The sequence below is a fragment of the Pantoea sp. B550 genome (assembly GCF_024158165.1).
Classification (GTDB): Bacteria; Pseudomonadota; Gammaproteobacteria; order Enterobacterales; family Enterobacteriaceae; genus Pantoea; species Pantoea alfalfae.
In genome coordinates this window covers 809,438-831,491 of the sequence record NZ_JAMYXI010000003.1, presented here as the reverse complement: position 1 = coordinate 831,491, position 22,054 = coordinate 809,438, and the positions used below count along the sequence as shown (strand labels likewise).

The following is a 22,054-nucleotide window of genomic DNA, read 5'->3' as shown; positions in this document are numbered from 1 at the left end:
GCGGAGCAACAGAAGAATGACAACCTATGCCTTGGTCGGCGATGTCGGCGGTACTAACGCACGCCTCGCCCTGTGTGAGGTGGAAAGCGGCAGCATCACCCAGGCCAAAACATTCTCAACATCAGAATATGACAGCCTCGAAGCCGTCATCCGCCACTATCTTGATGAACAACAGCAGGATGTTAAAGATGGCTGTATCGCTATCGCCTGCCCGATTACCGATGACTGGGTTGAAATGACCAACCATGACTGGGCGTTTTCTACGCGCAAGCTCAAAGAGAACATCGGTTTTGAACACCTGGAAATCATTAACGACTTCACTGCGGTATCCATGGCGATTCCGATGCTGACCGCCGACAACGTAATTCAGTTTGGCGGCACAGCCCCGGTTAAAGACAAGCCTATTGCGATTTATGGTGCCGGTACCGGATTAGGCGTCAGCCATCTGGTGCATGTGGACAAACGCTGGGTCAGCCTGCCTGGCGAGGGCGGTCATGTCGATTTCGCCGCCAACAGCGAAGAAGAAGATCAAATTCTGGAAGTGCTGCGTGAAGAGCTGGGCCATGTTTCAGCAGAACGTATCCTGTCCGGTGCCGGTCTGGTCAACCTCTATCGTGCGATTGTTAAAGTTGATAATCGTGTGCCGGAAAACCTGAAGCCTAAAGATGTCAGCCAGCGTGCGCTGGATGACAGCTGCATCGACTGCCGTCGGGCGCTGTCGATGTTCTGCGTCATTATGGGCCGTTTCGGCGGCAATCTGGCATTGAACCTCGGCACCTTTGGTGGCGTCTACATTGCGGGTGGCATCGTGCCACGTTTCCTGGAGTTCTTTAAGGCGTCAGGTTTCCGTGCTGCTTTCGAAGATAAAGGCCGCTTCCGCGACTATGTTGCCAGTATCCCGGTCTATATGATCACGCACGATCAGCCTGGCCTGCTGGGCGCGGGCGCGCATCTGCGCCAGACGCTGGGTCGCATTATCTGATTCAGTTTCACCTCGCGCGCACGGCCACTTTGCGCGCGATCGATTTTCCCGACCTGACTGCTTCAGCAGGACAGGATCGGGAAATCACTCTCAGTTTCAGTACTCGCTCTCCTGAGACATTCCCCTCTCTCCTTTGCTACAGGCGCATCAGCTGCCGAAACTGCTTCACCTTGCTGCGGCTCACCGGTACCTGAAACTCCAGATCGCGCAGCTTCAACAGATAAGTGTTGTTAAACCACGGCTCGATTTCACGAATCTTGCTGAGGCTGACGCAGTAAGAGCGGTGGCAGCGGAAGAACTGTTGTTCCGGCAGACGTGAACAGAATTCGGTAATATTCATCGACATCACGTAAGACTCACGCCGCGTGTACACAAACGTCAGCTTTTCATGGGCTTCTACATAGTAAATGTCGTTCACGTCCGTGACGATAATACGCTCATCTTTGATCAGGTTGACCGTCTGCGGTGCTGGCGTGGCGCTGAGATGGCTGACCGCCTGCTGCGCCTGTGCAGTGGCTTCCAGCTTGTTCAGCATGGTGACAATCCGCGACTCCTGATAAGGCTTGAGAATGTAGTCAAACGCCTCCAGCTCAAACGCCTCCACCGCATGCTCTTTCCATGCGGTGATAAAGACAATCAGCGGCTTGTGCGCAAACTGATGGATATTCTGTGCCAGCAGCATGCCATCCAGCGAAGGAATATTGATGTCGAGAAAAATCACATCAACCCGATGCTGTTGCAGATACTTCAGCACGTCGAGGCCATCATCAAAGCAGGCTTCAATCTCGATTTTGCTGTGATGCTGAATCATCCAGCTCAACTCCTGCTGCGCCAGGAATTCATCTTCCACAATAATGGCTTTCATAACAGATTCTCCGCCAGCCGCTGGCCATTCTTACTCAGCGTAAAGGAAATCTCGGTGCCCGGCTGGTGTCGCACGATGTTCAGTCCCTGACCTGACAGGAGTTTTACCCGATGATGCACATTGAGCAGGCCGATTTTATTACCGGGCATCTCATTGCGCGCCACTCTTGCCATGACTTCGTCACTGATGCCCTGGCCGGTGTCCCGCACCGAGATCTGCACCTTATCGCCCCGATCCCGAACGCTCAGCGTTACCACGCCTTTGCCTTTACAGGGCTGGATGCCATGCACAATCGCATTCTCCACCAGCGGCTGGATCAGCAGACTTGGCAGCAGAAAATGCAGATCTTCGTCTACGTCATAGATCATCGTCAGCTTATCGCCAAACCGCGCCTGCTCAATGGCGATGTAATCTTTGACCTGCCACAGCTCCTTACGGATATCGATCAACTCATCATCGTTCAGCTCCAGGTTGTAGCGCAGGTAGCGTGACAGGTTAATCACCAGCTGGCGGGCAGTATCGGGATTAAGCCGGATAGAAGAGGAGATGGCATTCAGGGCATTGAACAGGAAATGGGGATTTATTTTACTTTGCAGCGCCCGCAGTTCCGCTTTATTGGCCATCTCTCGCAGCTGCTCGGCACGTGACACTTCAAGCTGTGTAGAGATGATTTGCGACAGGCCTATGGCCATCTCCTTCAGCGAGCCGGTAATACGGTGCGCGCGGCGATAGTAGATTTTCAGCGTGCCGGTGACTTTGCCTTTTTCCCACAGCGGGATGACGATCATCGAATGGATATCTTTGGTGCGGTGCGCTTCATCGTTGTTCTTAATGATAATTTTACCGCTGGCGATCGACTGCGCGGTGGTGGGACTGATGCCATCATCCCCATGCTGATAGTTATTTTCGCCATAGCCGACGTAAGCCAGAATCTGTTTCTTGTCGGTCATCGCCACCGCATCGGCTTTGATCTCCCGCCGGATAATGTCACAGATATTGCGAAGTGAGTCGCTGTTCACCTGACGAAACAGCGGCAGGGTTTTGTTGGCGATCTCCAGCGCCAGCTTGGCCTGACGGGCGGCAATCGCCTCTTTCTCTCCCTCAACGCTCTGCACCAGCAACACAATGATACCGATACTGGAGGCACCGAGGATCATCGGCAGGGCAATTTCTGACACAATCGCCAGCCCGAGTGAGGTTGGGCGCGCCCACAGGACGATCAGCAACATCGTCAGGGCTTCACACAGCATGCCGCCGACAATACCGGCGCGCCAGCGATGCTCTTTCAGCACCCGGCGATTAATGCCGCCCGCGACGATACCGGCAATGATGCTGGTAATCAGACAGGGCACGGAGGTCACGCCGTGAATATCGATCAGAAAACGGTGCAGCCCCGCAATAATACCGGTGGCGATGCCGACCCAGGGACCAAACAGAATGCCACCCGCCATCACGGCAATGACACGCACATTCAGCAGCGAACCGTCGACATTGACCCCAGACCAGGTACTGAACAGCGCAAACAGGGAAAAGATGGCGGTTACCGCCATTTTCTCTGCGCGCGTGTGTTCATCTTTTTGAAGCAGCTGACGAAACGGGCGGGTGCGCGTCAGGAAGAACAGGCAGATCAACATCAGGGCGGCGCGGTCAAATACTGCCAGTAACATCGTGAAGTGGGAGGACACAGGCGGCTCGTCAGCAATGGAAAGTGTGCCTATGATAAAAAATGTGATCGCGAACCGCTAGCGCCCCGCACCATCACGCCGGGACTTCATGTTTCAGATCAATTTTTGAGGCCTGTGCATAAAAAGAGGAAAGGTTGAGTGCAATAAAGGGGAACAGTTTTTCAGCCTGCGAACGCTGGTCGCTGCGGTGTCGTTTTGCTATGTTGCGCGATGACGCGTGCCAGCGACAGCTGGAAAACTGGCCCATCGGGAGCAGCAGATGCAACTTGTCACCGCCAGATTAACCCTGAATAAATTACAGCCAGAAGACTGGCAACTGTTTCGTGCTGTCCATGAAGATCGCGACACGATGACGTGGGTGAGCGAGATCCCCGATGAAGCGGATATTCGCCAGCGCTTCACCGCGCGTCTGGCTCCATGGCAGCCAGGCAGTTTTCATATGCTTTGTCTGGTGGCACGGCGACGCGATAGCGGTGAGCCAATTGGCCTGTTTGGCTGCAGCCCCGAGTGGGAGCCACACCGTCAGGCCGAGGTGGGTTATATGCTGCTGCATCGCCACTGCGGACAGGGCTATGGCAGCGAGGCGCTGGCGGCGCTGTGTCAGTTTCTGCTTGAAGCCGATTTCCATAAACTCAAGGCGATGGTGGTTGAAGGTAACTGGGCGTCACGCCGGATTCTGGAGAAAAACGGTTTCCAGATGGAGGGCACGCTACGGGATAATTATCTACTGAACGGCTGCTGGGTGAACGATTGGCTGCTGGGACGCCTGAATTCACAAAAATAAAAATATTTTCTGCCCCTCGACAAAATGATCCTCACCGCGTTATGTTCGTAACGGGTCACCGCAGTGACCCGCGTCGCTCGGATGGTCCGGGCGCTTACGTAATCCAGAGGTCATCATGGCTGATAACAGCACACCCCGTCGCTTCTCACGTATTGAACGTTTACCCCCTTACGTTTTCAACATCACCGCTGAACTGAAGATGGCTGCGCGCCGGCGCGGCGAAGATATCATCGACTTTTCAATGGGCAACCCTGATGGTCCGACCCCGCCGCACATCGTCGAAAAGTTATGTCAGGTAGCGCAGCGCGACGACACCCACGGTTATTCCACCTCACGCGGTATTCCGCGTCTGCGCCGGGCGATTTCGCGCTGGTACGCCGATCGCTACCAGGTTGAAATCGATCCTGAATCTGAGGCAATTGTTACTATCGGTTCCAAAGAGGGGCTGGCACACCTGATGCTGGCGACGCTGGACCACGGTGATACCGTGCTGGTACCAAACCCTAGCTATCCGATTCATATCTACGGTGCGGTGATTGCTGGCGCGCAGGTACGCTCAGTGCCGCTGGTGGCGGGTGTCGACTTCTTCAATGAGCTGGAACGCGCCATTCGCGAGAGTTACCCCAAGCCAAAAATGATGATCCTTGGCTTCCCGTCTAATCCCACCGCACAGTGTGTGGAGCTCGACTTTTTCGAGCGGGTAATTGCGCTGGCAAAACAATACAACGTGCTGGTGATCCACGATCTGGCCTATGCCGATATCGTCTACGATGGCTGGAAAGCGCCATCGATTATGCAGGTGCCGGGCGCGCGTGATGTCGCCGTCGAATTCTTTACCCTGTCAAAAAGCTACAACATGGCGGGCTGGCGCATCGGTTTTATGGTGGGCAACAAAGAGCTGGTCGCCGCGCTGGCACGCATCAAAAGTTACCATGACTACGGCACCTTTACGCCGCTGCAGGTGGCGGCGATTGCAGCGCTGGAAGGGGATCAACAGTGTGTTCGCGACATCGCAGAGCAGTATAAACGGCGTCGAGATGTGCTGGTCAAGGGATTGCATGAAGCGGGCTGGATGGTAGATAACCCGAAAGCCTCAATGTATGTCTGGGCAAAAATTCCGGACCACTATGCGCATCTGGGGTCCCTGGAGTTTGCCAAACATATGCTGCAGGAGGCGAAAGTCTGTGTTTCACCCGGTATCGGGTTTGGCGACTATGGTGATACGCACGTGCGTTTTGCACTGATTGAAAACAGCGATCGCATTCGTCAGGCAGTACGGGGAATTAAAGCGATGTTTCGTGCCGATGGCGTTTTGCCAGGCAGCATGAAAACAGAAGAAGAGAACTGACAGCCAGCAGGGGCGACGCAATGGTCGCCCCGTGGCGGCACTGTCACGCCATTACTTCAGCAGCAGAACAAAGGTTCCGAACCAAAGTAACGCGAAAAAAGATATTCCCATCAAGGCATATTTCACAAAGCAACTCCTCTGAGCGGTTACGATGATGGCGATCCCAAACCAGTGCAACGCGAACAGCTGTGGAAAAGAGATCACCATTTCAGTCATGGTCTGCTCATTTCCGGGTCGATCTGAATAACTCAGAACAGGATCAGGCGCTAATTTACGCGTAATCCTGCCTAAATGAAATAGGTCCGTTCTGAGATATTGCTCACAATTTTACGGCACCTGAATGTCCGGGATCGCCGACATGCCGACACGTAACTGAGCCAGATGCTGTTGGTCACTATCCAGCACAATTTTAACCGGCAGACGTTGAACGACTTTAGTGTAGTTGCCGGTGGCGTTATCGGGGGCGATCGCGGAAAAAGTTGCCCCGGTGGCCGGCGCAATGCTGTCCACGTGGCCGGTGAAGGTCTTGCCTGGCAGGGCATCGACACGAATCTGTACCCGCTGACCCGGACGCACATCGCTTAGCTGCGTTTCAAGGTAGTTAGCGGTAATGTAGGTTTGCTGCAGGGGTACTACCGCCAGCAGACGGGTTCCGGCTGACACGTAAGCGCCAGTCCGCACCGAGCGCTGACCCACCATGCCGTCAACGGGCGCCGTAATACGCGTGTAGGAGAGGTTCAGCCTGGCCTGATCGACGCTGGCTTTAGCTGCGGCGACATCCGCTTCCGCTGAACGCACCGCAGCCTGTAACACGCCGACCTGTTTCACTGCCGACGTCAGCGCAGCCTGACTCTGATGCACGGCTGCCAGTGCTGAACGCTGGTTCGAGCTGGCTTTCTGCTGATCGTCGGCGGCCACAGTGCCGCTTTTATAGAGTCGGTTGTAGCGATCGGCGCTCTGTCCGGCATACTGCGCGGACGCCTGGCTGGCCGCGACGCTGGCTTTCTGCTGATCAATCACCGACTGCTGCTGTTCCAGCTGTGCCTGGCTGCTCAGCAGTTTCGCCTGACTCACCTGCAGGTCAGCCTCGGCACTCTCCAGCGCCACCCGATAGTCACGATCGTCCAGCGTTGCCAGCAACTGGCCGGCTTTGACCTGCTGATTATCCTGCACCTGCACATTGCTGATGTAGCCGGAGACTTTCGGTGCCACCAGGGTGTAGTCCGCATTGACGTAAGCGTCGTTGGTACGGTGATCGTTGCCGCTCATCATTGACCAGACTGCAAAAGCGATGGCCAGTAACACCAGCAGCAGCAGTGTGAGCACCAGAGTTCTTCTCATTTCGAAAGCACGCATATTCAGTTATTCCGGGAAGGGTTTTGAAGCAAAGTTTGAGGCGGCCAGACCCGTTTTGGCAGGATGGCGGTAAGCAGTAACAGGCACGCGGCAAAACCGGTCAGCATCAGCCAGCTGTCGCTCAGACTCAGTACCGTGGCCTGATGCCGGACCAGCGTGGCGAATCCGCTGAGATTTTCGCTGGCGCTGATGCTGCCATCCGGCAACAGCGGCAAGCTGCTGCTGGCCTGACTGGCCGTCGGCGTTGTCATCAGCCAGCTGCGACTGGCGGCCTGATTAATCAGGATACTGGAGTGAAACTGCTCGCGATGGGAGAGGAAAACCTCAACCAGCGTAGAGGCGGCGATGCTGGAGAAGCCGCGCACCGTATTAAACATCGCCGAGGCAAACGGGCCTTCCGGTGGAGCCACCACGCTGGTGGCGCTCATCAGTATCGGCAGAATAATCATCGGTTGTCCGAACGCCTGCAGAATCTGCAGCAGCCAGAAATTCTGGCGCGCCCACTCACTGGTGATCTGTGTGCCCAGCAGACAGGAGGTCACCAGCAGGCCGACGCCCGCCGTCAGCATCCAGCGGCAGTCGATCCAGCGGATATTCAGCAGGGCCGCAATCAGCGGTGCGATCAGCAGTTGCGGCAGGCCCACTGCCAGCGCCAGCGGGGCAAACTCCAGGGTGCGAAAGCCGCTGACCTGCGCAAAATAGGCCGACGGCAGCGCGGAACCAGAAAGCCCAAGGATGAGCACGCAGGCCAGCCCCAGTAAGCCATGCGCCAGATTTGGCCGGCGGAGCATCTGCAATTTAAACAGGGGCAGCGGGTGAAACCACTCATTAATCAGGAAAACCAGCAGCAGCGGCAGCGCGGTCAGTAACATACCGACGATCAGTGGGGAGTTCAGCCAGTCCAGGCGCTCACCCTGGGTCAGCACCAGAACCAGCAGCGAGACTGCACTGCAGCCGGTCACCATGCCGAACAGGTCGATCTGCTGGAAGCGTTCAGGACGCAGCGGGTCCTGCGGTATCCCCCAGCTAATCAGCACCATAGCAATGAGCATTAATGGCACGACCTGCCAGAACACCATCATCCAGCTGACATGATCGGTCCATAACGACGCCAGTGAGGCCGCCATATTGGGGCCAAACGTCGCGGTCAGGGCATAGCCCGCCAGACCAAACAGCTTAAAGGGCGGCGGCAGAAAGCGCAGGGCGACGGTCATCAGCATCGGCGGCAGTGCGCCACCAAACAGGCCCTGCAGCACGCGCAGGCTGATAAACAGCGTTGGGTCAGGCACCAGCGGCAGCAGAATGCCGGTCAGCATAAATCCCGACGAAACGCCAAGGGTGAAACGCCGCAGCGACAGAGTGACGGCAAACCAGGGCGCGATCATCATGGCAGCGACTTCTGCGGCCTGATAACCGGAAATAATCCAGCTACCCTGATCGTAACCGATGCCAATGGCAGCCCGGATATCTGCCAGCGCGATATCACTGACGCGATCGTTCAGCCCGGAGGTCAGCGCAGCAATGAGCACGCCGACCAGGCCAAACGCCAGTCGAAAAGTAAAAGGATGAGGGGCCGGCGCGGCGGCTGGCTTAGCGTTCATTGCAGGCGATCTCATTATTATGATGCAGTGTACTGCGATGTGATACAGGGCGTAATATTACATCCCGGTATGCTGTATTGCAATGTGGTACAGACTGTAAAAAGTGCGGCATTCGCGCTACAGTAAGGCAGCTCAAACAGGACGACGCTATGGCACATCAACCCTCCAGCCGTGAGGATGAAAAAACGGGCGGCATTCAGGTCATCGCACGTGCGGCAAAAATTCTAAATGCGCTGGGCGAACAGCCGGGCGGCATGAGCCTTGGCGAAATTGCTCAGGCGGTAGAACTCCCCCGTTCAACGGTGCAGCGCATTGTCGCCGCACTTGACAGCGCCGAGCTGGTGCGCAGCAGCGGGGCGGGTGGACTGCGACTGGGTCCGGCACTGTTAAAACTGATCTCCAGCGTCCACACCGACGTGGTCGATCTGGTCAGTCCGCTACTGGAAAAACTCTCTTCCGACACCAATGAGACGGTTTCACTGGCGCGCGCCAGCGGCAGCCAGCTGGCGATTATTCACCACGTGGTGGCGTCGCGGGAGTTGCGGGTGGTTCCGCATATGGGACTCAATCTGCCGCTCTACAGCACCTCCGGTGGACGGGCGCTGCTGGCGCTGGAGTGTGAAAAAGATGTGCGGACGATTGTCGGTGAGGGCTGGCAGGAATTAACCGATATGACGGTGAAAACGCTGCCGCAGTTGCTGCAACTTATCAGGGAAGTGCGCGAAACCGGTATCGCTGTGGATCGCGGTGAAACGCTGGAAGGTATCTCTACCATGGCGTTTGCACTGGATACACTGTTTGGTCGCTTTTCTGTCTCTTTGCTGGTGCCCTCTGCACGTTTTCTGCGTCACGAAGCCCGTTTCCGTGACGAGATGCTGAAGTGCAAAGAGGCTCTGGTGCGTGAAATCGGCAAAGTCGCCGCGATAGAAGGATAAGCATCTGATGAAAACCCTGCTGATGGCTATTGATCACTCTCCGGTCGCGGAGAAAGTGGTTGCCTTAACCATTGAAGAAGCGCTGGCGCATCGCGCCGATGTGGTGGTGCTGTGCTGTGTTGATCCTGCTTACTCCTCCTGCAATCAGCCAATGGAAATCGATGCAGGTGAAGATCCCGCCGATTTTGTGGCGGCGCAGGATGAGCAGAATACGGCGGAAATGGTGGTGCGCCATGCGCTGGCACCGTTATTGCGCGCGGGCATTAATGCGCGTGGCATGATTCTGGCGGGTGACGCAGCAGATACCATCGTTGCCCAGTCGCAACAGCTTAAAGCCAGCATGATTATCATGGGACGTCGCCATCTCTCCTCTTTTAATCGGCTGTTAAAAGGCTCGGTCAGCGCATCAGTTATTGAGCGTGCTCACTGTCCTGTGCTGATCGATGTGCGTAAGGATTAATCGCGCAGCATGAACTCTCTGTTTTTTATTACGCTGGCCGCGTTTACGCTGCTGGCGCTGATTATCATTGTGCTGATCAGAACCACCCGGCTGCGTTTGTGGCAGGGGCTGATCCTCTTTCTGCTGCCACTGATACTGGCAAATCTGCTCTGGTTCAGCTGGGTCGCGCCGCATCAGCAGCAGACTGCTCAGCATGAGCAGGCGGTGAATCAGCTGGCAAAGATGCCGGGCTATCGGGTATTGCAGACGCAGGAACCAGCATTATGGTTGTTGCTGACTCAGGAGCTGACCCGGCGGATCCGTGCGGGCGAGCAGCCTGAAAGGGCGACAGGTGAACTGCGTGGCTGGCTGATTGAGGTGATTAATCAGCGACTGATGCGCGGAACAGATGCGGCGGTCGTTAACTATATCAGCGTCTCGGTAGAAGAAATGCGCGCGTTGAACCAGATCGATCCGGGCCTCTGCTTCCGTTATCTCTATCCGCAGGTCAGTGGTGGCATCAATTTGCAGACCACACTTCCAGCCTCGCTGAATCAGAAAGAGGCCGATGCCATGGAGCTGCTGCTGCTCAATAGTCCGCCACCCGAGCAGCCCCTTGATAAGGCTCAGGCGCAGGATGATCTGCAAAAGATTGTCGGCCGGCTTTATCTGAAGTGGGGCGACAAACTGCAGCAACTGAATATGCCTGCCGACACGGCGGTGGATCGCTCTTCGCTATGTGCCATGTCAATTGACCTCTACAGCGCCGTTCTGGCATTACCTGATAAGCGCGCCGCTAACCTGTTACGTAAAATGGTGGCACTGACCGGCCAGTAAACTCGCGTTTAGCGGGCGAAAAAAAGCCCGCTAAACGCGGGCAGGGAAGAGAGAGGAACAGATTTTTATTTTTGGCATTTCCTGGTGTGGTGCAGTCTTCGTTTGGTCTGAATATATCCTGTCACTTTTGGACTGATAGTAATAGCCGTTTAATCGTATTGAATTAATCGGCTAAAGCTTCTCAATTTTTGATTTTTCGCGCATTAATCCTATGGATGCGTGGCATGCTGCGTCATACACTGCGTGACAACGTGAGGATAACTAAATGAAAAAATTAATTACCGGCGCACTGGCGCTGATTCTGCTGAGTGGATGTACCGCCAGCAAACCCGGGGCATTTGAACGCGTTGATGAAGATCCAGGCTCAAATACCGTGCAGTACCGTTATGACCCGGTAAAGGTCAATCGTGATGCAATGGATATTGATCTGGCGAATTACTGCAGCAATAAAGGCTTTGATAAAGTCGAGGCGTTACCTGCGCAGGAGAGTCATATTCCGGGACTGCAGAAAGCGTGGTTCCAGTGTAATTATGCTGTGAAAAGCTAAATAAAACGGGCGGGATAATTATCCCGCCCTTAAAGTTACTGCTTTTATTTTATGCTGTGTGACATCTTTGCCCGTTAGCGGCGATGGTGACCGCCATGATACCCACCGTGATAACCTCCATAGTAGCCTCCATGATATCCGCCGCCACCCCCGCGATGCCAGCCATTGTCGTGTCTGGGGCTGATGATACAACCACTTAATAAGGTCATCAGCGCAACCACCGAAGCGACTTTAATTAATCTCTTCATCGGAAGCTTCTCCTCTTTTCCAATGACTATGACACTACGCTGGAAAAGTGGAGTGAAGATGCAGGCTTTGTAGAGTTATTTAAGAAGATATGACGGAATATTTCAGATCGCTCTGTTCTTCAGCGGCAGGAAATAAAAAAATCGGAATCAACTGAATAATAAATACTATCAAAGAGAATAGTCTTAAAATCAAGCGAAAATAATTCTCATTTGAAAGTTTTTACCACTACATTATTAGCATGTCATTTCAATGGGAGAGAAACATGGCGCATAGCGTAAAAAATATTCTGGCTTTACAGGCTGAACTGGGCGAATGCCCGCTCTGGTCAGTGGAAGAACAGGTGCTGTACTGTGTCGATATTCTGGCATCCGCCATTCACCGTTTTGATCCGGTCAGCGGTGAACTGCAAACCTTCCCGCAGGCGGAAGAGGTGGGATGCATCGGTCTGCGTGAGCAGGGCGGGCTGATAGCCGCATTGCGCAACGGTGTCTGGCTGCTGGATGCGCAGGGTAAACCCGAGAAAAAGATTGCAGAGAATCCCGGTGTGGCCGCTAAGAGTCGATTTAATGATGGCCGTGTGGATCCGTGGGGTAACTTCTGGTGCGGCAGCCTGTGGGAACCGCAGGATAAAAATGGCGGGCTGCTGTGCCGCGTGACGCCTGACCTGAAACTGGAGGTCAAAGCGCGTGATATTAAAATTTCCAATGGGCTGGCCTTCTCTCCCGACCGGCGCTGGATGTATCACAGTGACACGCCGAATGAATCGCTCTATCGCTATCCATTAAACGCGCAGGGCGAACCGGGCGAACGCACCCTGTTCCGCCGTTTCGACGCGAAAGGTGGATTACCGGATGGTGCCGCGGTGGATAGCGAAGGTTTCTACTGGTCAGCACAGTTTGATGGCGGACGCGTGGTGCGTATCGATCCGCAGAGCAGTGACATTGTCGATGAGATTCTGCTGCCGGTGAAGTGGCCAACCATGGTGGCCTTTGGCGGGGCCGATCTTAAAACGCTGTTTATTACCAGTTCACGTGAAGATCGCACCAAAGAGGAACTGGCGCGCTATCCGCAGTCCGGCGATATCTTTGCCGTGGACGTCGCGGTGGCAGGAATAGCAGAGCCGCGATTCCGCGGCTAAACGTTAACGGGCCGCGTAATGGCGGCCCGTGGTCGTTGCCCGTGATTAGTGACGTTGCAACACAGGTTCTGTTGTGACGGGACTTTGCGGCAGGCGAATGGTAAGCGACAGAAACAGGGAGATGACCAGTAGCGTCATAATCAGGCTAAAGGTAACGGTGAAACCACCAAACAGCGAGGCGACCAGCGATCCCAGCACGCTTCCGATACCAAAGCCCAGGTAGAGCAGGCCATAGTTTTTTGTCAGGTTGTTGAGTCCAAAGAAGTCACTGACCAGCGACGGGAACACCGTAATGGTCCCGCCAAAGCTGAAGGCCACACAGGCGAGTGACAGGAAGAAGGTGACCTCATTCATCCGGGTGAACAGCAGCACACTCATACCAATCAGCGACACAATTTGCGCCAGCGAAATGACCCGGATGCGCAGCATTTTGTCAGAGAGCACACCCAGCACCAGACGGCCACTCAGGTTGGCAATCGCAATCACCGTTACCGCGCTGGCAGCAGTCTGCGTGGAGAGATGCACCAGACCTTCGCCGATATCTTTGGCAACCCCTATCACATAGAGTCCACTCATACAGGCGGTCAGGAACATCAGCGCCAGCATCCAGTACTGCGGCAGACGCACTGACTGGGCCAGCGTGTAATCCCGCGCATGTTGCTGACCTTTAGCGGTGGTTCCGGTCTGTTGCAGTGGCGCTTCACGCATCAGCAGCGCACCGAGAATAATCATCGACATGGCCAGCACGCCCCAGATCATAAAGGTTTGCTCCAGACCGACCGTCGCCAGCAGTGTTCCGCAGATAAACTTGAATCCCAGACTGCCAAGGCCGTAAGCGCCAATTGCACAGGCCGAGATCATCCCCTTACGCTCCGGGAACCATTTCACACAGTTTGAGAGCGTCATCAGATAACCGGCGCCATCGGCCAGACCAACCAACAGTCCGGCACTGAAGTAGAGCATCATCAGGTTATTAGCCTGCGCGGTGAGCCAGAAGCCCAGCGCCATCAGTACACCCGCGCCAATAGTGACGCGGCGTACGCCAAAACGTTCCTGTAATTTTCCGGCCAGTGAAGAGGCGATAGCCAGACCCAGGCTCAGCAGGCCAAAGGAAAATGCGACCTGACTGATCGGTGCATCCAGCTTCTGTGACAGCTGGCCGTTAAACAAACTCCATGTATAAACTGACCCCAGCGCAAACTGAGTAATAACCGTTCCGAACAATGTAAGCCAGCGGGAACGCTGGTAAGACGCCTGTTGAGTCTGGTTCATAATTTATCTCTCCCGTCCGGGAATCTGGAAACTGCGGTCAGAATAAAACAGTGATTCGCGCGCGTGAGCAGCAAAGGTATGAACGGAACGTATCAGGGAATGAAATGCCATTCAGGCGGTATGAATGACATCAAAAGGGGGCGCGACACTGCGTCACTAGTAAGCAAAGTGGCATGTTAATGATTAAGCGTAATTAGCCGTAAGATAATGTTTCAGATAGCTCTTTCTGTGAGCAGGTTTACAGATTATTTGCCATGCTTACAGTTCACTTAACAGGAGGAAATATGAAAGACCGGACATATGAATCCAGTACCAGTGAGGATGACGTTTGCTGCATCATCGGTCAGGCGGTGATTGAACTCAGTACAGAACAACAGCCTGTGACCAAATCGACGCTGGCATTAAAACTGCTGTCGATGGCCGATCGTGATAGTGACGATGAGCGTGTTCTGCTTTACTGGATTGCGCGTAAAGCGATCAATCAACCACAGAAACTTCTTCAGCAGCAGTGGGCGTAATGCCCATCCGGACGCGGGTCTGAGCCCGCTCCGTGTCAGGTAGTGACCCGGCAATGGCTTGCCGGCCAGCGGGCAAACATCACGATATTGCCCAGCAGAATCATGACAAGGCCAGGGATGGCGCTGACATGCCACTCATACCCCTCAAAGCGCGTAGAGAGTGCCAGCGCAACCAGCGGAAACAGGACCGTTGTATAGGCAGCCCGACTGGCGCCGATGCGTCCCGCCAGTGTGAAGTAAGCGCCGAAACCCATCACCGATCCCACGATAGCCAGATAGAGCAATGCCCCAAACCACTGTGTATTCCATGTCGGCTGCAGCGAAACACCCTGCAGCAGCGAGACCAGTGCCATGATCAGCGCACCGTATAACATGCCGTAACTGTTAGTTGTCAGCACGTCACGTTGCAGACGCTGATGCCGCTGACTGATCATATTGCCGAATGAAAATCCCAGTGTGCCCAGCGCACTTAACCCAATGCCCCACATCAGCCCGGCAGAGGCCTGCGTGCTGCGCAGATCGTGCCAGAACAACGCCACAATGCCTGCCATGCCCAGCACGATGGCCGGAATCAGACGTGCGGAAGGGCGCTGACGGAAAAATATCCAGCTGTTAATGGCGTTATACATCACGGCCATCGAGAAAATGACCGACTCCAGTCCGCTGCTGATATAGCCGGAAGCGTAATAAAAGCAGACAAAGTTGAAGCCAAAGACGCTGCAGCCCTGGAGCATGCAGAAGAGATGATCGCGCAGCGTCAGCCTGTGCAGACGCTTTATCAGCTTAAGCAGCAATAACATGACCAGCGAGGCCAGCAAAAAACGCCAGAAGACAGCGACAGTTACGGCCCCTATGCCCGCAGACTGTTGCGCATAAATCGCAATCCAGGTCGTGCCCCAGATCAGCACGACTGAGAGATACAAAAACAGGTTCATTGCCAGATTCTCCACCCTAAAACGCCGAGTCTGCACCCGCAACGCTCCCTGGTCTTGCAGCGGATTGCGCAAGGTTTGCAAAATCTTGCGCATTTTTGCCGCCCGTCCCGATATGGCCTGTTTTCTGTCCCCTGCAATCCGTAAACTGGCCTTCTGTTTATCTGAACTGATGCTCCAATGCGTACCTATCAAACCTTTGAAATGCTGCAACGCCACAAAGCACAACTGCGTGATCAGGTGCAGCTTCACAGCGGCATTCAGCTGGCAGCCTGGTTCAATAGTGGCGATCGCGTGACAAACCTCAGCGATCATCACACGCTGAGCCTTTACGTAGCGGGCGGCTACGATACCTGGCATAAAACCCCGCATGGCTGGCGTAACGGTGGCGCACCGGACCGCTTCTGTCTGATGCCGGCTGGCACGGAATCGACCTGGGATCTGCGTGCGGATCTCGCCTTTGTTCATCTCTATTGCAGCGAGAACCAGCTGCGGCAACTGGCCGAAAGGGTCTGGGACCGTAATCCGGCGCAGTTAAACCTGCATGAGAAAATCTTTTCTGTTGATGACCGCATTACCCAGCTCTATCGACACTTTCTGCTGAGCAGCGACTGGCAACAGCCCGCCAGCCAGCTGACGCTGAGCAGCGCATCAACACTCCTGCTGACCCATCTGCTGCAGCACTACAGTGAAGTTAAATGGCGACTGCCCCAGGTGCGGGGTGGACTCGCTCCAGTGGTATTACGGCGGGTTCTGGAATTTATTGAAACCCATCTCGATCAGCCTTTAACCCTGGCGGTGCTGGCGCAGGAAGCGGCATTGAGTGAGTTTCACTTTGCCCGCATGTTTCGTCATACCACTAGCGAGGCACCACACCAGTTCGTGATGCGCCGTCGTATGGATCGTGCAAGGATGTTGCTTGAGCGGCCCGAGCTGACGCTGACCGATATTGCCCTTCAGTGTGGTTACCACTCTTCAGCCCACTTCAGCCACCGTTTCCGGCAGGTTTATGGCATGACGCCCTCGGCGTGTCGTCGGGAAAGTCGATGAACTTCTTAGCGGTAACAGAAATATTAGCAGCGCATAATAGCGCCACAAATCATTAACATTTCTTACTATAAAAACTAACCTTTTTGGGTGGGTTCCCGTTTTCACTTTCTGCCGTGATCCTGTAAAAAAAGCATTAACCGCACTTTTAGCTATGGGTCATTTTTCTGCTTAATCCCGCAATGAACTACTTACTGAAACATTTTTTATTCCCAGCTATCATGCGCCTCACAAGCATAATCTTAAGAAAAATCTTATATATCAAATCAGTATAAGATTTTTGCTGGCAACTTTATCCTGTTACATGTGGTTACATATTATCATTTCCTTTGGCTGACCCACTATTTTTAAACTCGCGCCATGAGTGTTTATCTGAAAAATGAATTTCGGATTTACGCTCTTTCATCACGTCATATCGCCAGTAAATGGAATGTACTCGCTTCTGACTGCAGGTTCTGCTTTTCACTGAATGTTTAATGGCAGGAATGTTTTATGGCAGGGTAAGCCGTTCTTAATATTTGACACTGGCTGTGGCGGTTTCTATCACTCCATAGAACAGGGACAGCCATGTCTAACTCTTCCTTTCAGTCAGAAATCCCTAAAGCACGCATTAATCTCAAACTCGATTTGCATACGGGTGGCGCGAGCAAGAAAACCGAGCTTCCCCTGAAATTACTGGTGGCGGGCGAATTCAGTAATGGTCAGGAGTCTACACCCCTGTCTGAGCGCAAAAAAATTAGCTTGAACAAAAATAATTTTGATTCTGTTCTTTCCGAATATTCCCCAAAAGTCAATCTGACCGTTAAAAACACGCTTTCCGGTGACGGTAGCGAAGACAACATCAGCCTGACCTTCAAGAGCATGAAAGATTTCACCCCGGAGCAGGTTTCCCGACAAATCCCTCAGCTGAAGGCGATGCTTTCCATGCGCAACCTGCTGCGCGATTTAAAGGCAAACCTGCTGGACAATCAGGCTTTCCGAAAGGAGCTGGAAAAAATTCTGCTCGACCCGGCGTTAAGCGCAGAACTCAGAGCCGAACTTTCAGCCCTGGCACCTAAGCAGCCATAACGGTCACGATGATTTAACGGATTTAAAAGGAAGATGCTGATGTCTGTAAAAAATGAGAATGCCGCAGGTAGCGAGAGTGTGGTGCTGGAACGTCCTGCTGCGGGCGGGGTTTATGCCTCTCTGTTTGAAAAAATCACCCTGAATCCGGTCTCTGAGCTGAGTGCGCTGGATATCTGGCAGGACGCGCAGGCGATGCGCATCGTCAAAGGCTTTGAGGTGAACTCGCGGCCGATCGGTGAGAAAGGCACGCGTTGCCGGTACACCACCACCAAAGAGATTACCCTTCAGCCATTGTCGCTTGAGAGTGCCCGACTGGCGACCGATCCAGATGGCCGTTCGGTCATCACTCTGCGCTTTAACTGCAGTCATCTCGCCGACTGGAGCCGTGTCGATCTCAGCCAGCTCCCGTTCTACTTCAACGCTGATGCACCGTTGGCCTGCGCCATGCATGAGGCCTTTACCATGAACACGGCCCGCCTATGGTTGCGGATGCCCGGAGACATGGACAGAAGACCGCTCGACGGGTATTTCACCGCGCTGGGTTTCGGCGACGACGATGACCTGTGGCCGAAGGGAAGCAGCAGCTTTAGCGGCTATCAGCTGCTGCTGGAGTACTTCACCTTCCGTGAAAAATTCATGTTCACAGGGCTGCGTGGGCTGGAGACCGTGGTCTTTCCGGCTGAGCTCCCATGGTTTGAAATTGACGTGGTGCTGGCGGAGCGCTGGGAGCATGATTTCAGCTTTACCGAAAAGCATCTGCGCCTGAACTGTGTGGCGGTGATTAACCTGTTCCCGCTGGAATCCGACCCGCTGACGCTCAACTCCCTGCAGACAGAATACATGCTGCGCCCGATGCGCGTGCAGGATGGCCATACCGAGATTTACGCGGTGGATTCGGTGATGTCATCGAGCCAGCATACCTACGTGCCGTTTTCGAGCTTCCGCCACAAAGGCGGAATGATGCGTCATGAAGCGCCGGAATATTACTACCACACCCGCGTGCGCCGTGGCCCATCGGGCCTGCATAATACCTGGCTTATCCTTGGCGGTGAGGCCTTTGATAACCACACCGTACCGGAAGACGAAAGCCTGTCGCTGACGCTTACCGGCACCAACGGCCAGCTGCCACGACGAGCACTGCAGAGCACGGTGCTGGATACGGTGATGAAAACCACCTCGGCCAGTATCGGCGTGCGTAACCTGTGTGCGCCGACACTGCCCTGTTATCCGCCGGCGCAGGATCGTTTTCACTGGCGCGTGCTGAGTCACCTCGGCAGCGGATTCCTGTCGATGATGGATAATGCCGATGTGCTGCGCGGTACCCTGGCGCTATACGAATGGACCGACAGCGAGATGAACCGCCGCCGACTGGAAGCCATCATTGACGTGAAGCACAGCGAAACCGAGCGGTTTGAGCAGGGCTACCTGGTACGCGGTGTGCAAATTGAGGTGACGCTGGACAGCCACGGCTTTGCCGGGCGCGGTGATATCTGTCTGTTCGGCGAGATGCTGAGCCGCTTCTTCGCGCTGTACACCGACATCTACCTGTTTAACCGCCTGATTATTATTCTGCAACCGACCGGAGAGCGCCTGGAATGGGAAGAGAAGCACAACCGCCGCATTCCCGGCTGACCCCGCGGCTGGAGTCTGACCTTCACCGCATTAACTTTTACCGTTTATGCCAACTGCTGGAGAAACGTAATCCGGGCAGGCCACTGATGGGCTCGACCAGCCATCCGGCAGATGACCCGGTGCGGTTTGCGCCGCATCCGGGGATGGGTTTCCCTGCCAGTGAACTGAAAGCTGTCGAATATGACGAGGATGATGACCGCAGGCCACCGCTCATCCGTACGACCTTTATGGGGATGTACGGTGTCGATTCCCCCTTACCAACGGCCTACCTGGATGACATCACCCAGCGTCGCGAAGGGCACGAGGCGCTTCAGGGCTTTCTGGATATCTTCAGCCACCGCATCCTGACACAGTTTTACCGCATCTGGCGTAAATACTCTTACCCGGCCACGTTTGAGCCCGGCGGCACAGACAGCATTTCGCAGTCGTTGCTGGGTCTGGTGGGGCTGGGCATTCCGGGCACCGCAGAGCACATCGCTACCCCGGTATCGCGCTTTCTGTCGCTGCTGGGCGTACTGCAGCAGCCAGGTAAAACCCAGGAAGGGATGCAGGCGCTGGTGAGCCTGCTGGCACCTGACACGACGGTGCAGGTGAGCCCGTACTGCCTGAGGCCGGTGGAGGTCAGTCAGCCGCTGGGCTTTTACGGCGATGACGATTTTCTTCTGGATGGCAACACGCCGCTGGGTGAAGAAGCGATGGATGCTAACAGTCAGCTGCTGATTGCCCTGTCCACCGATAACGAACAGGAATCACAGGGCTGGAAACCGGATGGTCTGCTGTATCAGGACTTTCTCGTGATGCTGCGTGTCTATCTGGGCTGGCGCTTTAAGGCAAAAATCACCCTGACTACCGCCACCCGTCTGCTGGCCGCGCCGCCCCTTGGCGAAGGCCCATTCTGGCTGGGGATGAATGGCGTGCTGGGCGCGGAAGACGAAGGTCTCCTGGACGATATCCCGCAGACCTATACGACCGAACTGGGCTATTACACCGGCCTGCAGCCCGCGACACTACAACAAGGAAACCGACGTGTTACGTACAAGTTTAACTAAAACCATGCGCTGGCTGTTACCGCTGCTGGCATTCAGCCTTGCAGGCTGCGGGGCGACGCAAAGCATCACCGATGGCACCAAATCAGCATTTAACGCCGTGTTCTACAAAAAAATTAAGGTGCTGCACCTGGATTTCACCGCCCGTGAGGCGCTTACCGCCCATGAGCTGATGGGCACCCTGTCTGCTGTCCTGCTCAAATATGAGCCACGCCTGAAAAAAATTACGGTCGTCCTGCTGGAGCAGAACGTCCCCGGCGAGTTGCGTTATGCCATTGATGCTGAGCTTAAGGGGATTGGCCTCGTGCGTTACGGCACCGAGTTTATGCCCGAGGGACGAGTGATGCTGAGACACCTGAAGCAACAGCAGTATATTGATACCGCAACCTATCTGTAAGGCCAGAGAGCATCATGTCAGTAAAATCACAGTTTCTCGATAAATTGCAGGCCCGACAACCTGCTCCGGTTTCATCTGTCAGTAAGAGTCAGGCCGATATTGCAGAGTTTCGCCTGCGAATGACGCAACTTCAGGAGCAGATGGACGTGTGGCTGGAAGGTACCGGACTGAATGTGGAGGCGTACAGTACATCCGTTACGGATCTGCTGGTGGAGAACGGGACTTTTGAGATTACCGCCCTCGTTCTGCGTATCGACGACCGGTCTGTAAAATTTGTGCCGGCGTTCCTTTATGGTCAGGGTGTGACCGGGTGCGTGGAGGCGACCTTCCGTGATGGGAGACATACGACTTCACTGGGACGTTTATTCATGCGGTCAGGAATGGTGAACAACTGGACCTTTAGTCCGCCAGGTACTTTATCCCGCCCTGGGCAGCATTTTGATGAAAGCATTTTCTTTGACCTGATTTTAGCGCTTCTGCCATAGCTGGAGCTGAAAATGAATCATTATTTTAATGCTTTAAATCATTGCTCGTTTTCCTGACGAAGCGGTTAATAGCTTTCGGATTACTTAGCCACAAAATAACGAAATAAATAACGGATATGGAAATGAGAAAATTAATCTTTATTCTGGTCTCAGGGATACTGTTTACGGCACAAGCCGATGCTGCGCGTGGAAGGCAACCCTGCTCAGGTTCAAAAGGCGGTATAGCGCACTGCACATCGGATGGACGTTTTGTCTGTAATGACGGGAGCCTGAGCCAGTCGAAGCGATTCTGCTCCGGATATAGTTCTTCAGCAACCAGCAATCCGGTTAAACAGTCTACTTCCACTCGCAAAGCTAAAACGAAAAAAGTGACAACTGCGAAAAAGCAGGAGCCGCAACGTGTTGCAGAAAATGACGAACCGGTCAGTACCCAACCCCGACAGCCCACATGCGCTCCCCTCTATATGGCCAGTAAGCCCGGATACACTCATTTACCGATTTGCTCAGGGAATCAGTATTAGTCGGATAGGGCAGAGATTCTCTTCTCGTTATTCAAATTAAATCGTCAGGATAAAAATAAGAAAGGAGAGACATAAAACATGACAAGAAGAAAAAAAGATGACAATGCTGCGGGTATTTTTCTGGTTATTATTGGCGTCATTGCCTGGGGTATTTATGTCGCGGTAAGAGCATTAATCAATATTAATGGGCGATTTAAGCAGCGTAAGGCGTTTTTCCGGGTCGAGCTCAGCCGGATAATCGATGAGGTTGAACGTCATCATGGGCAGGTTGAATATATTGCTGACCCGGTGGCGCTACAGTATCTGCAGAGTCTCGAATATGCAGAAAGCCAGGCCGCATAAGCAATAACCTTTAATAGTCCCTGGTACG

22 protein-coding genes and 2 pseudogenes are annotated in these 22,054 nt (G+C 54.2%); 17 read left to right on the top strand and 7 right to left on the bottom strand.

Features of this window, described 5'->3' with window-relative positions:
- Positions 1-16 precede the first annotated feature (16 nt).
- Positions 17-982 carry a glucokinase gene (glk, locus tag NIM72_RS06835; protein WP_013358641.1) on the top strand — a complete coding sequence of 322 codons (966 nt, stop codon included), beginning with the start codon at positions 17-19 and terminating at the stop codon, positions 980-982.
- Positions 983-1,118: 136 nt separating this feature from the next.
- Here glk and NIM72_RS06830 read toward each other — a convergent pair whose 3' ends face one another.
- The gene (locus tag NIM72_RS06830; protein ID WP_003848909.1) at positions 1,119-1,847 is read right to left on the bottom strand and encodes a LytTR family DNA-binding domain-containing protein; all 729 of its coding nucleotides are present in this window, start codon (positions 1,845-1,847) and stop codon (positions 1,119-1,121) included.
- Complete coding sequence (locus NIM72_RS06825; RefSeq protein ID WP_161735149.1) at positions 1,844-3,514, bottom strand: sensor histidine kinase; 1,671 nt, start codon at positions 3,512-3,514, stop codon at positions 1,844-1,846. Before NIM72_RS06825 ends, NIM72_RS06830 begins: the two co-directional genes overlap by 4 nt.
- Positions 3,515-3,791: 277 nt before the next feature.
- Between NIM72_RS06825 and NIM72_RS06820 the strand changes: the two genes are divergently transcribed.
- Positions 3,792-4,316: a GNAT family N-acetyltransferase gene (locus NIM72_RS06820; protein WP_161735077.1), complete on the top strand. Its 525-nt coding sequence runs from the start codon at positions 3,792-3,794 to the stop codon at positions 4,314-4,316.
- Between the two features lie 115 nt (positions 4,317-4,431).
- Positions 4,432-5,664: an alanine transaminase gene (alaC, locus tag NIM72_RS06815; RefSeq protein WP_161735074.1), complete on the top strand. Its 1,233-nt coding sequence runs from the start codon at positions 4,432-4,434 to the stop codon at positions 5,662-5,664.
- Positions 5,665-5,715: 51 nt separating this feature from the next.
- Here alaC and ypdK read toward each other — a convergent pair whose 3' ends face one another.
- The 3 genes from ypdK to NIM72_RS06800 all read right to left on the bottom strand — a co-directional run bounded on the left by ypdK (position 5,716) and on the right by NIM72_RS06800 (position 8,621).
- Positions 5,716-5,790 (bottom strand): membrane protein YpdK, encoded by a 75-nt coding sequence (ypdK, locus tag NIM72_RS06810; RefSeq protein ID WP_099257831.1) that lies wholly within the window; start codon positions 5,788-5,790, stop codon positions 5,716-5,718.
- Between the two features lie 201 nt (positions 5,791-5,991).
- Positions 5,992-7,020 (bottom strand): HlyD family secretion protein, encoded by a 1,029-nt coding sequence (locus NIM72_RS06805; RefSeq protein WP_222925164.1) that lies wholly within the window; start codon positions 7,018-7,020, stop codon positions 5,992-5,994.
- Positions 7,021-7,022: 2 nt separating this feature from the next.
- Positions 7,023-8,621 (bottom strand): MFS transporter, encoded by a 1,599-nt coding sequence (locus NIM72_RS06800; protein ID WP_253419572.1) that lies wholly within the window; start codon positions 8,619-8,621, stop codon positions 7,023-7,025.
- A gap of 149 nt (positions 8,622-8,770) precedes the next feature.
- Between NIM72_RS06800 and NIM72_RS06795 the strand changes: the two genes are divergently transcribed.
- From NIM72_RS06795 to NIM72_RS06775, 5 genes are all read left to right on the top strand, one after another.
- A complete protein-coding gene (locus NIM72_RS06795; RefSeq protein ID WP_222925166.1) occupies positions 8,771-9,556 on the top strand; it encodes an IclR family transcriptional regulator in 786 nt (261 codons plus the stop codon).
- Positions 9,557-9,563: 7 nt separating this feature from the next.
- Positions 9,564-10,016: a universal stress protein gene (locus NIM72_RS06790; RefSeq protein WP_013358635.1), complete on the top strand. Its 453-nt coding sequence runs from the start codon at positions 9,564-9,566 to the stop codon at positions 10,014-10,016.
- A 9-nt stretch (positions 10,017-10,025) separates the two neighbouring features.
- Positions 10,026-10,832: a hypothetical protein gene (locus NIM72_RS06785; protein ID WP_161735063.1), complete on the top strand. Its 807-nt coding sequence runs from the start codon at positions 10,026-10,028 to the stop codon at positions 10,830-10,832.
- 265 nt (positions 10,833-11,097) lie between these two features.
- On the top strand, positions 11,098-11,379 hold the full coding sequence (locus NIM72_RS06780) for a lipoprotein (protein WP_222925167.1): 282 nt from the start codon (positions 11,098-11,100) through the stop codon (positions 11,377-11,379).
- 511 nt (positions 11,380-11,890) lie between these two features.
- Positions 11,891-12,766 (top strand): SMP-30/gluconolactonase/LRE family protein, encoded by an 876-nt coding sequence (locus NIM72_RS06775; RefSeq protein WP_161735057.1) that lies wholly within the window; start codon positions 11,891-11,893, stop codon positions 12,764-12,766.
- A gap of 45 nt (positions 12,767-12,811) precedes the next feature.
- On the opposite strand, the gene NIM72_RS06770 is transcribed toward NIM72_RS06775, so the two are convergent.
- Positions 12,812-14,038 carry an MFS transporter gene (locus tag NIM72_RS06770; RefSeq protein WP_253419569.1) on the bottom strand — a complete coding sequence of 409 codons (1,227 nt, stop codon included), beginning with the start codon at positions 14,036-14,038 and terminating at the stop codon, positions 12,812-12,814.
- A 284-nt stretch (positions 14,039-14,322) separates the two neighbouring features.
- Here NIM72_RS06770 and NIM72_RS06765 point away from each other — a divergent pair, with 284 nt between their 5' ends.
- Positions 14,323-14,556 carry a hypothetical protein gene (locus tag NIM72_RS06765; protein WP_090958994.1) on the top strand — a complete coding sequence of 78 codons (234 nt, stop codon included), beginning with the start codon at positions 14,323-14,325 and terminating at the stop codon, positions 14,554-14,556.
- A gap of 35 nt (positions 14,557-14,591) precedes the next feature.
- On the opposite strand, the gene NIM72_RS06760 is transcribed toward NIM72_RS06765, so the two are convergent.
- Positions 14,592-15,491, bottom strand: coding sequence for a DMT family transporter (locus NIM72_RS06760; RefSeq protein ID WP_222925170.1), 900 nt, complete (start codon positions 15,489-15,491; stop codon positions 14,592-14,594).
- A gap of 177 nt (positions 15,492-15,668) precedes the next feature.
- On the opposite strand from NIM72_RS06760, the gene NIM72_RS06755 reads away from it, so the two are divergent.
- The 8 genes and pseudogenes from NIM72_RS06755 to NIM72_RS06725 all read left to right on the top strand — a co-directional run.
- Positions 15,669-16,538, top strand: a complete 870-nt coding sequence (locus NIM72_RS06755; protein ID WP_161735049.1) for a helix-turn-helix domain-containing protein — start codon at positions 15,669-15,671, stop codon at positions 16,536-16,538.
- Positions 16,539-17,102: 564 nt separating this feature from the next.
- Complete coding sequence (tssB, locus tag NIM72_RS06750) at positions 17,103-17,603, top strand: type VI secretion system contractile sheath small subunit (RefSeq protein ID WP_253419564.1); 501 nt, start codon at positions 17,103-17,105, stop codon at positions 17,601-17,603.
- Between the two features lie 198 nt (positions 17,604-17,801).
- Positions 17,802-19,235: pseudogene (gene tssF / locus NIM72_RS06745) on the top strand (type VI secretion system baseplate subunit TssF); the annotation flags it as partial.
- Complete coding sequence (tssG, locus tag NIM72_RS06740) at positions 19,199-20,284, top strand: type VI secretion system baseplate subunit TssG (RefSeq protein WP_253419561.1); 1,086 nt, start codon at positions 19,199-19,201, stop codon at positions 20,282-20,284. The pseudogene tssF and the gene tssG, both read left to right, overlap by 37 nt.
- Positions 20,262-20,678, top strand: coding sequence for a hypothetical protein (locus NIM72_RS06735; protein WP_253419559.1), 417 nt, complete (start codon positions 20,262-20,264; stop codon positions 20,676-20,678). The genes tssG and NIM72_RS06735 overlap by 23 nt, the downstream gene beginning before the upstream one ends.
- 14 nt (positions 20,679-20,692) lie before the next feature.
- Positions 20,693-21,163 carry a hypothetical protein gene (locus NIM72_RS06730; RefSeq protein WP_253419556.1) on the top strand — a complete coding sequence of 157 codons (471 nt, stop codon included), beginning with the start codon at positions 20,693-20,695 and terminating at the stop codon, positions 21,161-21,163.
- A gap of 122 nt (positions 21,164-21,285) precedes the next feature.
- On the top strand, positions 21,286-21,684 hold the full coding sequence (locus NIM72_RS21555) for a hypothetical protein (RefSeq protein ID WP_371876275.1): 399 nt from the start codon (positions 21,286-21,288) through the stop codon (positions 21,682-21,684).
- Between the two features lie 189 nt (positions 21,685-21,873).
- Positions 21,874-22,026, top strand: a pseudogene (locus NIM72_RS06725) (GIY-YIG nuclease family protein); the annotation flags it as partial.
- Between the last annotated feature and the right edge of the window lie 28 nt (positions 22,027-22,054).

What these genes read in the sequence shown, in the direction of transcription:
- NIM72_RS06730 (WP_253419556.1), top strand. Translation starts at nt 20,693, where the DNA reads ATGTCAGTAAAATCACAGTTTCTCGATAAATTGCAGGCCCGACAACCT.
- tssG (WP_253419561.1), top strand. Translation starts at nt 19,199, where the DNA reads ATGGGAAGAGAAGCACAACCGCCGCATTCCCGGCTGACCCCGCGGCTG.
- alaC (WP_161735074.1), top strand. Translation starts at nt 4,432, where the DNA reads ATGGCTGATAACAGCACACCCCGTCGCTTCTCACGTATTGAACGTTTA.
- NIM72_RS06830 (WP_003848909.1), bottom strand. Translation starts at nt 1,847, where the DNA reads ATGAAAGCCATTATTGTGGAAGATGAATTCCTGGCGCAGCAGGAGTTG.
- NIM72_RS06790 (WP_013358635.1), top strand. Translation starts at nt 9,564, where the DNA reads ATGAAAACCCTGCTGATGGCTATTGATCACTCTCCGGTCGCGGAGAAA.
- NIM72_RS21555 (WP_371876275.1), top strand. Translation starts at nt 21,286, where the DNA reads ATGAGAAAATTAATCTTTATTCTGGTCTCAGGGATACTGTTTACGGCA.
- NIM72_RS06755 (WP_161735049.1), top strand. Translation starts at nt 15,669, where the DNA reads ATGCGTACCTATCAAACCTTTGAAATGCTGCAACGCCACAAAGCACAA.
- NIM72_RS06805 (WP_222925164.1), bottom strand. Translation starts at nt 7,020, where the DNA reads ATGCGTGCTTTCGAAATGAGAAGAACTCTGGTGCTCACACTGCTGCTG.
- NIM72_RS06785 (WP_161735063.1), top strand. Translation starts at nt 10,026, where the DNA reads ATGAACTCTCTGTTTTTTATTACGCTGGCCGCGTTTACGCTGCTGGCG.
- glk (WP_013358641.1), top strand. Translation starts at nt 17, where the DNA reads ATGACAACCTATGCCTTGGTCGGCGATGTCGGCGGTACTAACGCACGC.
- NIM72_RS06775 (WP_161735057.1), top strand. Translation starts at nt 11,891, where the DNA reads ATGGCGCATAGCGTAAAAAATATTCTGGCTTTACAGGCTGAACTGGGC.
- NIM72_RS06800 (WP_253419572.1), bottom strand. Translation starts at nt 8,621, where the DNA reads ATGAACGCTAAGCCAGCCGCCGCGCCGGCCCCTCATCCTTTTACTTTT.
- tssB (WP_253419564.1), top strand. Translation starts at nt 17,103, where the DNA reads ATGTCTAACTCTTCCTTTCAGTCAGAAATCCCTAAAGCACGCATTAAT.
- NIM72_RS06760 (WP_222925170.1), bottom strand. Translation starts at nt 15,491, where the DNA reads ATGAACCTGTTTTTGTATCTCTCAGTCGTGCTGATCTGGGGCACGACC.
- NIM72_RS06780 (WP_222925167.1), top strand. Translation starts at nt 11,098, where the DNA reads ATGAAAAAATTAATTACCGGCGCACTGGCGCTGATTCTGCTGAGTGGA.
- NIM72_RS06820 (WP_161735077.1), top strand. Translation starts at nt 3,792, where the DNA reads ATGCAACTTGTCACCGCCAGATTAACCCTGAATAAATTACAGCCAGAA.
- NIM72_RS06765 (WP_090958994.1), top strand. Translation starts at nt 14,323, where the DNA reads ATGAAAGACCGGACATATGAATCCAGTACCAGTGAGGATGACGTTTGC.
- NIM72_RS06795 (WP_222925166.1), top strand. Translation starts at nt 8,771, where the DNA reads ATGGCACATCAACCCTCCAGCCGTGAGGATGAAAAAACGGGCGGCATT.
- NIM72_RS06825 (WP_161735149.1), bottom strand. Translation starts at nt 3,514, where the DNA reads ATGTTACTGGCAGTATTTGACCGCGCCGCCCTGATGTTGATCTGCCTG.
- NIM72_RS06770 (WP_253419569.1), bottom strand. Translation starts at nt 14,038, where the DNA reads ATGAACCAGACTCAACAGGCGTCTTACCAGCGTTCCCGCTGGCTTACA.